Below are 13,551 nucleotides of genomic sequence, written 5' to 3'. Positions count from 1 at the left end.
GCCCGTGCCTGGCAGCGTCAACGGCGATGCCCACCTCGTGCGCGGATGTCCGAGGAAGTGCGAGAGAAGGTTGGGATCAGCGAAAGCCGACGGCCGTGCTGCAGTTGCTGACGCCCTGGGTGCCGCCGCTGAACTGCGAGGCGCAGGAGCGGCCGGCGGGGTTGAGCTCGAGCGGGGACGTCAGCTCCGCCTGCAGCGCCGCGCGGCCAGGCGGTGGCGACTGCTCCAGGCAGAACGCTCCGACGAAGATGCTCAGGTTGTTGTCGACGGCGGGATTGTTGACCGCCGGCGGCAACTCGTCGACGTCGTCCTTGGCGTAGGTGAAGCAGTCATACCCGGTGCCGGCAGGGAGCTGCATCATCAGCTCCGGATGGTCCGCCTTCACCTGCGCGACCGTCCGCGCGGAGACGAAGTAGGCGAGGTGCGTGTTCCAGGCCGCGTAGTTCTGGGCGTAATAACCGCGCCCGAACTGCAGCGTCGACTCGGCGAGCTCCTGCACGGTGAGGTTGTGGACCAGCTTGCCCGTCCGGGAGCGATCGTTCTTCGACCACGACATCGACACCGCGACCAGCACGGTCAGCAGGACCACGACGCCGAGCACGATCAGCAGAGTCATTCCGCGTTCGCTTCGCGCTTTCACAGGCGGACCCCTTGGAGATTTCGCGGCACCACTCCGACAGTGAACGCCCGCCGCGGGTAGGCGTCGGCGGTATTGGCCGACGGCGACACGCCCTCGAACCCGGGCGTGGTGTAGTTATTGATGCTCTTCGAGGCCGGGTCCACGTCCGGATTCGCCGTCCGGGCCACCACCTGCAGCCGCACCTCGCGAACGGTGGCCGGAACGGTCAGGTCGCAGACGCCAATGGTGTTCAGCATCGTGAACTGCGTCGGATCGTCGGTACCGGCCGCATCGACGACGTAGCGGACCTGCAGGCTCTCGATCGCGCCGCCGCCCATGTCCGCGCCGACGGGCGAGTTGCCCGAGAGGTCGTTCGTCTCGTCGAGGAACGGCGTGTCGCCGTTCGCGCAGGCGGCGCCCAGGGCCGTTCCCGTCAGGACGGGATAGCTCCGCCGCAGCTGCGGTGTGTCGGCGGCGGTCGGCTGCCAGAGGTACCAGTGGACCACCCGCGCGCGCTTCAGGTTCGCGCCGGGCACGAAGCCGAATGGCGCCTTCGGACTCGGCGAGTACGCGTTGCTTGCCTGCTCGGCGTAGGTGAGCTGCTGCGTCGGCGGCGTGTTCTGGAGTCCGCCCAGCGCGGTCGGGGTCAGGTACACCGCGTCGCGGAAATCTCCCACCACCAGCGGGTTCAGCGTCTTCAGCAGCCCGTTGCTGCAATCGACGGTGGCGCCGGTGGCGTCGGAACAGACGATCGTCAGCGGCGCGTTCTGCGATGCCGCCACCACCACCCCCTGCATCCCGGTCGCATCCGCGGGGATGCCGACCGTGCTCGAATCGCTGGTGACGATGAACAGCGAGTTGGAAGTGATCGTCTGGCCGCCGGGTGCGGTGACGGTCGTGGCGGGCCCGGTCCAGATCACGGGGATGCGCCGGGCCGCCCCACCCCCGGTAGCGATACCCACCTGGCCGCTGGCGGCGCCGCCTCCCGCCGCACGGATGTCCGCCGCGAGGCCTTCCAGACCGAGCCGGCCACCCGTCTGCGCGTCGCCGACCACGCGTACCCGCGTCGAGCTGTTGTTCATTCCCACGACCATGGAAAGGGCGATGGCAGAGATGAGCGCGAACAGGGCCGAGGAGACGGTGATCTCGATCAGCGTGAACCCGGATGCCGGCGGAGCGCGTTTCATTGGGCGATGTCCTCTCGCATCAAGACATAGGAGTTCTGCCAGGGGACGCCGCCCTGGACGACGCGGACCCACACTCGGAGCATGAACGTCGTCACCCCGGCGTTCGTCACGTCCAGCGGCTCGATGTGCACCTCGCGGCACATCACCGTGGAATCGTTGCGCACGGTGGCGCTGCCGCATCCAGCCGTGTCGGTCCCCGCGAACCAGGCGGCGGCGAACGAGGCGCGCTTGGAGAGCGTGTTGGTGCTGTCTACCCCGTTCCCAGCGCCTTCGGTCAGCAAGGGACCCGCCATCAGGTCGTCGCCAATCGCGCCTCCGCCGGCGGGCGGATTGCCGTCGATGACGTCGAGCATCCATCCGCCGGTGCCCGGATCCGCATTGGGATCGAAGGCGCCGCCGACCGCCATCGCCGTGCAGTTGATCGGCGTGGTGGTGGTCGCGGTGGGGACCTTGCTGCGCGTCCGGCTGGAGATGCGCTCGATGCGCGAGTGCGCGAACAGGGTCATGTCCGTGCGCCGGCGGGAGATGGAGTTCGCGCCGGAGGCCACGACCATCGAGCCCATCAGCCCGAGCGCCGCCACCGCAAGGATGGCCAACGAAGCCATCGTCTCGATGAGCGAGAAGCCTGCGTACTGCCGCCTAGTATTCATGGCCGCTGTTCCGGAAGAACCAGCCCAACAGGCCGGTGGGCGTCTGCCCGACGCCGTTGGGCGCCGCTGCGGTCAGCTTCAGCGTGCCGCTCGGCGACGACACGTTGATGGTCTGGTCCGTCACCGTGATGACCTTCGTCTGTCCGCTGTTGTTGGTCGCCACCAGCACGGCGCCGCCCGCGCCGCCGGCGGTGGTGGCGAGGGCAGTGCGCGACGACGCGAACGTCGACGTCATGTCCACGTTGTAGGTCGACCCTCCGAGGCTGCCGCGGCTGTCGATGTTCGTCACCGAGCCCGAGGTGGTGGCGAAGAACAGGTGATCGCCGGCCGCGGTGATCGACCCGTACAGGCGCTCGCCGCTCGTGACGTACTGCGGGTAGCCCGTGATCTCTTTCGCCAGTCCCTTGCTCGAGGCCACCGAGAATTGCGACGGGGGGCCGATCACGGCTGCCGAGGAGAGCCGGCCGGATGCGGCCAGGGGAACAAGGTGGACCGACCCGGTGACCGTGTACGAGAGTGAGCTGACTTTGTCGGTGCCGGCGGTGCCGTAGGCGAGCAGCGTCTGGCCGCCGTAGTTCGAAAGCCAGCTCGTGCTGGGCACCTGCGGGACGGTGAAGATGGTGCTCAGCGTAGTGATGGGCTGCGGGTAGTAGTTCGGGTCGTAGCCGTACGCGTTGCTCAAGGCGAAGTTGCAGGAACCCGCCGCGGTGCAGGAGGAGCCGATCTGGTTCCCGTACGAGGTCATGCTCAGACCGTCGGCGGCATCGAGCTCCCAGAGCGATCCCTCCAGGTCCCCTGCGTAGACGGTATCGATGAGGCTGGTGTTCGCCTTGCTAAACAGGGTCACGCCGGCCGGAGCCGTGTTGTCCAGACCGTCGGCCATGCCGGAAGCATCGGACGCCGGATCGTACGGATTGTTGAACTCCCAGAGCTTGGCGCCCGTGGCGATGTCGATGGCGAAGACGTACAGGCCATTGCCGCCCGGCTCGTTCGTGCCGACGAAAGCGGCGAACACGGGGGCGTTGTCGCGCCGGAGCATCGCCGCCTGGATCGACTGGCTCGCCCCGAGATGGACGTAGTTGAACTTGCCCGAGGTGGAGCGCCCCGCGTCGCTGAGCGGCGGGAGGTTGTAGTTGCTGGCCTTGCAGGTGGAGGCGCTCACGTCGGCGGCGCGGCAGTGGTTCTGCCACTGGAACGACTCCTGGCCTACGACCAAGGCCTTGCCGGTGTCGTCAGGTGGATTCGAAGCTGGACTGGATGTCCCAGAGCAGGGCCGGCGCCAGCGGGTTGGTCACGTCAAGCGCGAACAGCTCGCGGTTGTGGCCGCCCGCCGAGGCGACCAGCACCGTGTGCCATTCGCGGATCCCATCTCCGTCGAGATCCGCGAAGATGTCCAGCACCGCCGGCGACGAGTCCACCATCGCGTCGTTCGAGTACACGTAGGGCAGCTGGCCCGGCGGGATGAACGACCACAGCTCGGTCAGCGCCGCCGGAGGCGCGAAGCTGGCCCCGCCACCGCTGTCGTCCGTGTGGAACGTCGACTTCGCCGACGCGAACGGCAGATGCAGGCCGTTCACCGGGCCCGTATAACCGGCGTCGTTCGTATCCGGACCGGGAACGTAGAAAGCGTGGACCTGGCCGTCGAGTCCGCCCAGGTACGCGACGGTAGGCCGGCGTTTGCCGGACGGGGCATCCGTGATGTACGGGCTCGCCGCGATCACCGCGGCCTGCGAGTGGACGAATCCGCCCAGGTCGATCACGTTGTCCTGGCCTTTGGGGTTGCACTGCGAGGAAGTCGGGTTGAAGACGGCCGCGCCGCTGCCGTCGCTGCCGCCGACCGTGGCGTAGCAGAAGCCGCGGACGAGCTGCGTGAGCTGCTGGGTGACCTGCACCGCGCCGTTCTCGCTGGTGCTCAAGAGCTTGGTCTTGATCGCCGCCTGTTCCGAGGCGCCGTTGTCGGAGCCGAAGTCCGAGGCGGTGAGCACCAGGGTATTCGCCAGCGCTTCCTCGAGGTCGCAGACTCCGTTCGAGCCCGCCACCATCCCGGTGTACGGCCCTGGCTTGTTGAGCGAGGTGTTGGCGGCCACCGGTCCGACGTGCAGCTTGTCGACGCAGTTCACCAGCGGGCTCTGGATGCTGGTGTAGTCGAAGTCCACCGGCGTCCAGCCCGACTGCTTCGCGATGTTGCTGGTGCCGAGTGTGATCTGCCCGCCCAGGTAGGTGAAGACGTTCCGCGCGTTCGGCGCCCGCATGACCGAGTTATCGCTGGCGTTCCACTGCACGGCGTCGGAGAAGGCGTTGTTGCCGTCCTGCAAGCCGCTGGAGAGCGAGTGCGTCTTCAGCCAACCCTTGTGGTACGGGAAGAGAAACTGCGAGCCCGCCATCGGATCGAACTTCTTCACTGAATTCGACGTCGGGGCGGAGGTGACGCGGCCGTAGGTGGGGACGAACACCGAGTCGTTGTAGAGGGTCGGGCCGACGTATCCCGTTTCCACCGATTGGTAGACGATGCCGAGCTGCAGCAAGGTCCCGAGCACGAGGCGGTTTCCTGCCAGGTACTTGTCGTATGTGTGGCCCGCCAGGTAGACGATGTTCGCGAGGCCCGGGTTGGAGTTGTAGTTGCTGCGCGTGACCTCGTCGGAAATCATCATCGTGCGCGCGGTGGTTGGCGAGGTCAGCTTCGTCTTGTCGAGCGATTTGACGTTGTACGCGAGGTTCAAGGTGCCGGGCTTGTAGATGTTGCCGCTCGCCGGTACGTAGTTTGCAACCATGCCGAATTGCGAGTACCACTTGTGGTCGCCGATCTGCAGGAACCCGTCACCGGGGTTGGGGAAGTATTCGCAAGCCGCGCCGGACGTGGCCGTCGGGTCCGTGCAGTTCTGGAGGTAGCTTCCGATACTCGTTTGGTCGCTGGGGCTGCCGGCGATGTTTTTGGTGATGCCGTACTGAGGCGCGGTCGTGGAGCACGCGCCTGGGTTCGAACTGCTCTTGAGGCAAGTCTGGAACTGGATGGGGGGAACGCTCTGCGAAGCGGGGTAGTTGTCGACCCCCGTCTCGCCCTCATACGTTTCGATCGAGGCGCATTGCGCGAATAGACCCGTTTTTCCGTTCAGGAAGGTAGAAATGTTTTTCAACGCCGCCACGATGTCTGGCGGACCCGGCGGGCCGGTTGTGTTCGAAGTCGGGAGAGGGCCGCTGGGCGGAGTCGCGCCTGTGTCGGTATACGACAGCAACCCCTGGACTCTGTCTATGTACTGCTCGGCCCCCTTGGTACGACCGTAGATCTTGTACCAGTAGGCGTTGTTACCGTTATTGGTGAGGATGCTCCAGCTCAGGGCGATTCCCGAGGTCTTCGTCGTCGTGATCGACACTTCCGTCGACGCCAAAGTCTCGCCAAACAGCGAATTGGCCGCAGTGATACGATAATAGTACGTGCCAGCCGGCAGCCCCGGCGAGGCGCTCGTCGTCTTCAACGTGAGGCCTGTTGGCGGCGTCGGAAAACTCGCCGTTAGACCCGGCCCCCCAATGCCCCAGTGGGGGGTCCAGATCGCCTGATACAGCGGATTGCCGTTTGCGTCGGTTGCGAACATCAGGCCGTTGGTGAAGTCCTGGGTACTGAAGTAGTCGAAGATCAGCCCCTGCTGGCCGGTCGGGCAGAACTGTGTCTTCAACGACGGGATCGACGCGATCTGGCCGCCCGGTGGGCAGCCGAACGCGCCAGTGAATTTGAGACCCGCGTTGGTCATGTAGGGATCGAGGGTGCCGGTACTGACGGCACCGCCTTGGTCCTGCAATGCCACGCGCGGAGGGGGCGAGTTGAAGGTCAAGTTGTCGTCCGCGCTGAACGCCACCAGCGCGCGATGCACGTTCACATAGTGCCCAGGCGCGGTGCCGCCGAACCCGTTCGTCGCGCCGCTGCACGCGACCGGCGTTCTGTAGGCGGTGAAATCGACGTTATTGCCGTTCTTGTCCTGCACCACGAGCGAGCCGGAGAGAAGCTGCAGGAAGGTGTTCGCATCCGAGGCGGCGATGACGAACGGTCCACCGAGGTAACCGACCGAAGTGACCTTCGGGTTCGTCGTCTGCTGGATGGTCACCGATCCATAGTTCGGGTACACATTCGGGTCGGCAGTCGTGTTGATCGTCGTGATGTTCGTGTCATCAGCAGCTAGCCCGGTGCTGTTCTTCACCAGCTTCACGGGGACGCTCGCGTTGCTGGTCACGCGGAAGTCGCAGCCGTCGTTCCAGATCGCATCGTACCAGGGCGGCGGGTTCGACGTCGTGTAGCTGCCATAGACGGGCGGGTTCTGGATGTCCGTCGGGACGCAACGGTTCGGCGACGCCTTCGTGGACTTGTACGCCCAGTGAACGGTGATGCGGCTCTTGCCGATGGCGGCCAGTCCGTCGTTCGCGCGCAGCACGTTGTAGACGAGGCCGTACGCGGATGCGACGCCGCAATTGTCCTGGTAGCTCGACTGGGTTGGGATGATCACCGACCCGCCGGCGTACCCGATGGCGTGCGCGGCGTGCCCACACACCAGGATCAGTCCCGCCGCCATCGTTATCGAAACACGCTTGAACAGCTTCATTGCGGTCCCCCCGCAAAAGACTTGTGCCGCTGCTACAGCAAGCGGCAGGCCATCCGCGGCCGCCCTCAAGGGCTCGAAATCTAGCCACTTGCAATTTTGCACTCCCGCGGCAAGCTTCGCCGGCGTCGATAAAAAATTCCGAACGGGCATTTGTTGCAGGAGTACATGCGCCGACTCGCGGATACGTTGGCTCCGGTTTGAACACTATCGACGCGCCGATGCTGTTCTGAGCGGCAAGCCTTCCGCGATGCAGATCAGGCGAATAACGCTCGCTAGGGCGCGTCGAGACGCGCGACGAGCACGCGCAGAAGCAGATCGTCCGTTGCGCCGACTGCGGAGGAGTAGCGGGTCCAGAGATCCTGTGCCGCGATGCGATCGCCTGAGGCGAGCGAGCCCAGCATTCCCGCGACGACCAGGTAGCGCTGCGTGGGGCCCGTAAGGGCCGTCTCCAACTCGAGCAGACGCCGCGCCCCAGTCGCCATCCTGGCGCCATCGCGTCGCCCGGCAGCGCGGAAGAAAGAGAGCCACTCCTGCTGGCGCGGAGGAGGCTTACCCCCGCACGCGGATTCGAGGGAGCGCCACACCGCGTCCAGCTCCGGCGGCTTCAGGTCGGACAAGAGTAGCTGCGCGACGGGGATGAAGTCCGTCAGCGGCAGCGGCGGGCCCGAGCAGGACCGCAGCCATTGCGACAGCCGCTGCGCCTGCTCGTGCAGCTCGGGCCACGCCACCACCTTCGTCGTCACTTCCTGCCGCTGCACGAGCATGTCGCGCAGCCAGGTCGCTTCCCACGCGCGGCGGCTGCCGTCGAAGTACGGCGCGAAGGTCACCGAAGTCGCCTCGCCAGAGCGCTTCACGCCAGACAGCATCTCCAGGACGGGGAAGTAGGCGCTGGAAAACACTGTCAGCGGCAGCGCGCTCACGCCCAGAAAGCGCGTCCGCGCGGCGTTCTGGTCGAGCACGGGAAAATAGTCCGAGTTCACGGGGATCGGAACCGCGCGGCTCAACCCTTGCCACGACTTGCGATCGCCGACCCGGCGCACCTCGAGATCCTGCACTCCGTTCACGCCGATTCGCGCCAGCGCTGCCTCGAGCAGCGGATTCTTCAGCACTTCCGCGTCGGGCGCACCGAACCTGCGTCCGTTGCTTGCCGCGATGAGCAAGTCGAAGTCGCCGCTTGCGTACACGACGTAATCCGCGAAGTTCGCTTCGATGGCCCGCAGCACCGAGACGACCAGCGGCACGTCAATTTCGTACAGCTGGATCCACTGCACGAGGATGCCGTCGTCGGCCAGATGCCGGCGCACGAGTCGGTAGAACTCATTCGAGAACAGTCCCGCTACGCCGCTCACCCACGGGTTCGATGGCTCCGACAGGATCGCGTCGTACTTCTGCGTCTGCGTCGCGAAGAACGTCTTCGCGTCATCGATGACGATGCGCGAGCGCCGGTCCGAGTAGGCCAGCTCGTTCCAGGGGCGGAAGTGCTCGGCGCCGCGCACCATCTCCGGCTCGATCTCGATCGTGTCGACGCGCTCGAGACGCGGATTCGTCAGCAACAGGTGCGTCGTGATGCCGGAGCCGAATCCGATGCAGGCGATACGCCGCGCGTCCGGGTGAAGCGCCATGGGCACCGCCGCAAGCAGCGCCATCGTCGGCTCGTCACCCGAAGGCCGCTGCCGCGGATCCGTGCTGATCGCCGCGTCGATCTTGCCGTTGGTGTGGATGGCCCGCCGGCCGTCCTCGTCGTTGTGCAGCACGCTGACCGTGGCCGTCTTTCCATCGCGATGGAACAGCACGCGGTTCGGCCCGGGCGGCAGCAGCGTTCCGGTCCGGTAGACGCCCGACGCCATCTTCAGCGCGTCCAGCTGCCCGAACAGCAGCGCAACGCCGATGGCGACTGCTCCCGCGGCGGTGAGCGCCCGCGGCACTCGCGTGCTCGTGAATGCCGCTGCCGCCATCCAGAGCAGCACCACGCCGAGCGCGATGTCGAGCGCGCCGCCGAGCGTCAGCAGCCCTTTCAGCCCGAGGAGCGGCAATCCAACGTGCACGGCGCAAAACACCCCGGCGATCGCGCCGACCGTATTCGCCGCGTACACGGCGCCGATGCTCGCCTCGCCGTGGCCGCGCTTCATCAAATGGAACGTGATGAGCGGCAGTGTCGTCCCGGCGCAGAACGTCGCCGGCAGCATGATCGCGACTGCGATCCCGTCGCTCCACAGGGTGAACAACGCATAGCCGTGCTCGTCGTGCGGCAAGTGCAGCACTACCCAGCGCATTACCGCGAACGTCTGCCCGTACAGAAACAGCGTGGCGAGCGCGAGTACCCCCATCGCGACCTGCAGATACGCGATCGTCCGCACCGGAGCGCCGAGCCGGTCGATGCGCCGCTGGATCCACAGCCCGCCCACCGCTCGAAGGCGTGCGTCGAGGACCCGAGCACGAGCGCCAGCATCCGGATCCATGCCACTTCATACATGAACGACGACGCCCCGGTGACGAACGCGGTGCCGAGGAAGAAGAAGAACGTCCGATCCCGCCGCTCCTGCTGCGGAACCACGGCGAGCGTCGGCTTCTCGTGCCCGCGGAAGAGCCACCACACAGCGCCCGCAATCGCGAAATTGATCAGCGCCGCCGTCCGGATCGTCCGCGGCAGCCCGACCGCCGCGATCAGCACGAATCCGCTGACCAGCACGCCCGCCGCCGCTCCCAGGCTGTTCGTGAAGTACAGCATCGCCAGTGACTGTCCCGGCCGCTGCGCGAAGACGCGCAGTAGGCCCGCGGTCATGAGCGGAAAGGTCATCCCCAGCAGCACGGACTGAGGCAGGATCAGCACCGCGGCCAGCGACCACTTGAACAACGTCACCGCTGCGGCGGAACCGGCGAGGCGCGGGAGCACGTGCTCGTACGCCAGGCTCGTCGCTCCGACGAACACGTGGTGGAACGCGAGGCCGAGCACGCCGATGGCCGCTTCCGTCGCCGCGTACGCGACGAGCAGATCGCGCCACCGCTCCGACCACCGGCTCGACAGCCACGAGCCGAGCGCCAGGCCGCCCATGAAGATCGCGAGCACCAGCGTCTGCGCATACGCCGCGTGCCCGAGGAACAACTTGAGGTAATGCGTCCAGATCGACTCGTAGATGAGCCCCGCGAATCCGGACGCCGCGAACAGCGCGAAGAGCATCCCGCGCGAGCGGTGCCACGCCGCCGCGGCCGGCTCGGGCGCATCCTGGCGCCGCTGCCGCGCCAGGCGATTAGCGGTGGCGGCGCGACGCGCGTTGCTCACATGTACAAGCCGCCGTTCACCCGCAGCACTTCGGCGTTGCCCTGCTCACCGACGACGCTGGTCAGGTTCACGATGCTGCCGCCGCGCTGCTTCATCATGGGACGCAGCGCCGCCTTGGACAGCGATGGAAGGTCGATGCGAGGTCCACGTAGAGCAAGCGCCGCAGGTCTTCCGCCTCGTAACGAAGGATGAGGCCATCGATGCTGATGCCGGCATCGTTCACCAGGAGTTGCAGCTCGTCCAATTTCTTGGCGACTCCTCCGCCGCCTTGGCGCGCGCACTGTGCCGGACCGCGACCCGGGATCTGCAACCCCGGCCGCACAGGGCTGATCGAGAGTTTGACTGGGAGCACGTTCGCGCCACGGCGGGCGTGTTCTTGTCGCGGCCAGCGGCAAGTCGGGGACGCTACGGACCTCGACGTAGAATGTCTGTTCGTCAATTTGGACGATCGCCGGGCATGGCAGGCGCCTGAGCGCCCTAGCGGTGGGCGCTCGTCCATCAAGCTATGGCGCCAACACCATGGTGCGGCCGGCGGATTGCTCCCCGCGATCGCGCTGCCAAACCTACCGGCGCTGTTCAGACCTCGATCGCCAAGAAAGGGAGCCTGACATGAGCGTTCAGCCCCAAAACTCGTTGCTGAGGACGCGGACCATGTGTGCCGCGTTCTTGGTGTTCGCTGCCACCGCCACCATCCCCCGAGTCGCTGCTGCGACGACCCTGCCCTGGTGCCATACTCCGCCTGGCAACCAGGCGAATGCGCATGTGATAAACATCCCCGAGGCGGCCTGGCCGGCGCACATAGCCCATGGTGACTTTGTCGGCGCTTCCTGCGCGTGCGCAGCTACTGCGGGGGCAAGCTGTGGCGCGAATCAAGCCCCCTGCTGCGCCGGTTTGAAGTGCGTTGCCGATATAACCGGAGCTTTTAGCTGCCAGGAGGGCACGGCATCGAACCCCCTGCCGCCCGGGAATTCCTGCACTGACAGCACTCAGTGTGATGCGCTGAACCCGTGCACCTCCGTTGGGAGCAACGATAGCGTCTGCGGCGGATGAACGACTGAGGCAACAGTTTCGCCGGGCCGCCGGAGAAAGCACATCCGACAGCCCGGCGCGGTAACGCTCGCTGCAGCAGGGAATTCCCGGGGGGAAATTCGGATTTTTCCGATCGCGCGCTGTGCGCGCGCGCCAGGTCAGGAAGTTCACTCGCCCCGCCCGCTCGTCTTGAGAAAGCGAGCGCGTAAGTAAGGTAATGACGCCAGGCCGGCCGCGTTCCGATCAGGTACTGCTTTCCTTTCGCGAGGCCAGCGGCAAGCGGAGACGACGCGGACCTCGACCACCAATGTGTCGCTCGTCATTTGAATGAACGATCGCCGGCATGGCAAGGCTCGCGCCTGCGCGTCCAGCGATGGGCGCTCGTCGATCAAACTATGGCGCCAACACCATGGCGTGGCCGGCAGATTGCTTCCCGCGATCGCGCTGTCAAACCTACCGACGCTGTTCAGACCTCGATCGCCAAGAAAGGGACCCTGACATGAGCGTTCAGCCCCGACACTCGTTGCTGAGGACGCGGACGATGTGTGCCGCGTTCTTGGTGTTCGCTGCAATCGCCCTCATCCCCCAAGTCGCCGCTGCTACAAACACGACCATCTGCCACACTCCGCCTGGCAACGAGGCGAATGCGCATCTGATAACTGTGAGCGAGAACGCCGTTCCGGCGCACCTGAGCCATGGTGACTTCGTCGCCACGTCCTGCGCGTGCTCAGCTACTGCGGGTACAAGCTGTGGCGCGAACCAAGCCCCGTGCTGCGCCGGTTTAAAGTGCGTTGCCGATGTAACCGGAGCTTTTAGCTGCCAGGAGGGCACGTCATCGAACACCCTGCCGCCCGGGAGTGCGTGCACTAGCAGCACTCAGTGCGATCCGCTCTACCCGTGCAACTTCTATGGGCCGGGCGATGGTGTCTGCGGCGGATGAACACCGTCCGTTGCCGCTAGCCCTGTTCCCCTGAGGAAGCTCGAAAACGACGCAGGTGAGGGTTGCGGCCGCTGGAACCTCCGTGCATACGAGCGCGCCCGTGGTTCGAATCAACCCGGGCGCGCTGAATTCCGGAACGGCGCCGCGTCGATACCGTACTCCTTCATTTTGAGATACAGGGTTTTGTAGTCGGTTCGCAGGAGCCTGGCTGCCTCGCTCTTGTTTCCGCCGGTGACTTGGAGCACCCGGCGGATCGCCTGCTGCTCGGCATCGGCGGCAGCCGCGCCGGCGATCTCCTTCAGCGAGTTGACGGTTTCCGCCGGTCCACGGCATCCCGTCGCCGAGAGCGCGGGCAGCGGTTCGACTGGCATGACCGCGAGGTGCTCCGGCTCGATTACATCCGACGCGAGGAGCATCGCCCGGCGGATGACATTCCTGAGCTCCCGAACGTTCCCGGGCCAGTGGTATCGCAGAAGGACCTGGGCCGCGGCTTCTGAGATTTTGCGGCACGATCGGCCGAGTTCCAGACCGGCTTCGGGAAGAAACTCGTTCGCCAAGTGCAGGATGTCGTCCCGCTCACGGAGAGGCGGCAGCGTGATCCCGAATTCGTTGAGGCGATAGTAAACGTCTTGGCGGAATCGCCCCGCCCGTACCTCTCGCTCGAGCGACACATTCGAGGCGGCGATGATCCGCGCGGAAACGCGAATCGGCTCCTTGCTGCCGAGCGGCTGCACCTCTCGCTCCTCGAGAGCACGCAGGAGCTTGGCCTGCGTGGGAAGGGGAACGTTGGCGATCTCATCGAGGAACAGGGTACCGCCGTGCGCGCGCTGGAAGTACCCTTCCTTTCGCTGATGCGCTCCCGTGAACGCGCCCTGCTCATACCCGAAGAGCTCGGATTCGATGAGCGTATCGAGGATCGCGCCGCAATCGACCGCCACAAACGGTTTCTCGCGCCGGGAGCTCAGGTAATGGATTGCCCGAGCGACGAGTTCCTTTCCTGTGCCCGTCTCACCTTCGACGAGGACCGTGAGCGGAGAGTCGGCCACCTGGCGGATCTGCTGGACAATCTTCTCCATCTGCGCGCCGGGGCCGATGAACGGTAACGGGCTCTCGATGACCTCGTTCGTCTGCCGCAGCTCACGCGTGCGTTCCTCGACGATGACCTCGAGCTCGTTGACATGCCGCTCGAGAGCCAGCTGCTGCTGCTTGACCCGGCGGCTCACCTCGCGCATCTCGATGGCTCGGCGCAAAACCGCG

Annotated in this window: 8 protein-coding genes; all 8 read right to left on the bottom strand. The window is 65.9% G+C overall.

Annotated elements, in window-relative coordinates; genetic code table 11:
- Positions 1-76: 76 nt before the first annotated feature.
- A complete protein-coding gene (locus E6J58_08145; protein TMB38804.1) occupies positions 77-616 on the bottom strand; it encodes a hypothetical protein in 540 nt (179 codons plus the stop codon).
- 20 nt (positions 617-636) lie between these two features.
- Positions 637-2,163, bottom strand: coding sequence for a prepilin-type N-terminal cleavage/methylation domain-containing protein (locus E6J58_08140; protein ID TMB38803.1), 1,527 nt, complete (start codon positions 2,161-2,163; stop codon positions 637-639).
- Entirely contained in the window at positions 1,803-2,456 is a 654-nt protein-coding gene (locus tag E6J58_08135; protein TMB38802.1) for a type II secretion system protein, read from the bottom strand. Before E6J58_08135 ends, E6J58_08140 begins: the two co-directional genes overlap by 361 nt.
- Positions 2,446-3,672 (bottom strand): hypothetical protein, encoded by a 1,227-nt coding sequence (locus E6J58_08130; GenBank protein TMB38801.1) that lies wholly within the window; start codon positions 3,670-3,672, stop codon positions 2,446-2,448. The genes E6J58_08135 and E6J58_08130 overlap by 11 nt, the downstream gene beginning before the upstream one ends.
- A gap of 16 nt (positions 3,673-3,688) precedes the next feature.
- Entirely contained in the window at positions 3,689-7,045 is a 3,357-nt protein-coding gene (locus tag E6J58_08125) for a hypothetical protein (protein ID TMB38800.1), read from the bottom strand.
- A 272-nt stretch (positions 7,046-7,317) separates the two neighbouring features.
- A complete protein-coding gene (locus E6J58_08120) occupies positions 7,318-9,504 on the bottom strand; it encodes a hypothetical protein (GenBank protein TMB38799.1) in 2,187 nt (728 codons plus the stop codon).
- 915 nt (positions 9,505-10,419) lie between these two features.
- Positions 10,420-10,677, bottom strand: a complete 258-nt coding sequence (locus E6J58_08115) for a hypothetical protein (GenBank protein ID TMB38798.1) — start codon at positions 10,675-10,677, stop codon at positions 10,420-10,422.
- A gap of 1,727 nt (positions 10,678-12,404) precedes the next feature.
- The gene (locus tag E6J58_08110) at positions 12,405-13,526 is read right to left on the bottom strand and encodes a sigma-54-dependent Fis family transcriptional regulator (GenBank protein ID TMB38797.1); all 1,122 of its coding nucleotides are present in this window, start codon (positions 13,524-13,526) and stop codon (positions 12,405-12,407) included.
- Positions 13,527-13,551 lie beyond the last annotated feature (25 nt).

The sequence above is a fragment of the Deltaproteobacteria bacterium genome, from assembly GCA_005879535.1.
Classification (GTDB): domain Bacteria; phylum Myxococcota; class Myxococcia; order Myxococcales; family 40CM-4-68-19; genus 40CM-4-68-19.
The sequence above is the reverse complement of the archived record's forward strand: the minus strand, read 5'-3'. Positions and strand labels throughout refer to the sequence as shown.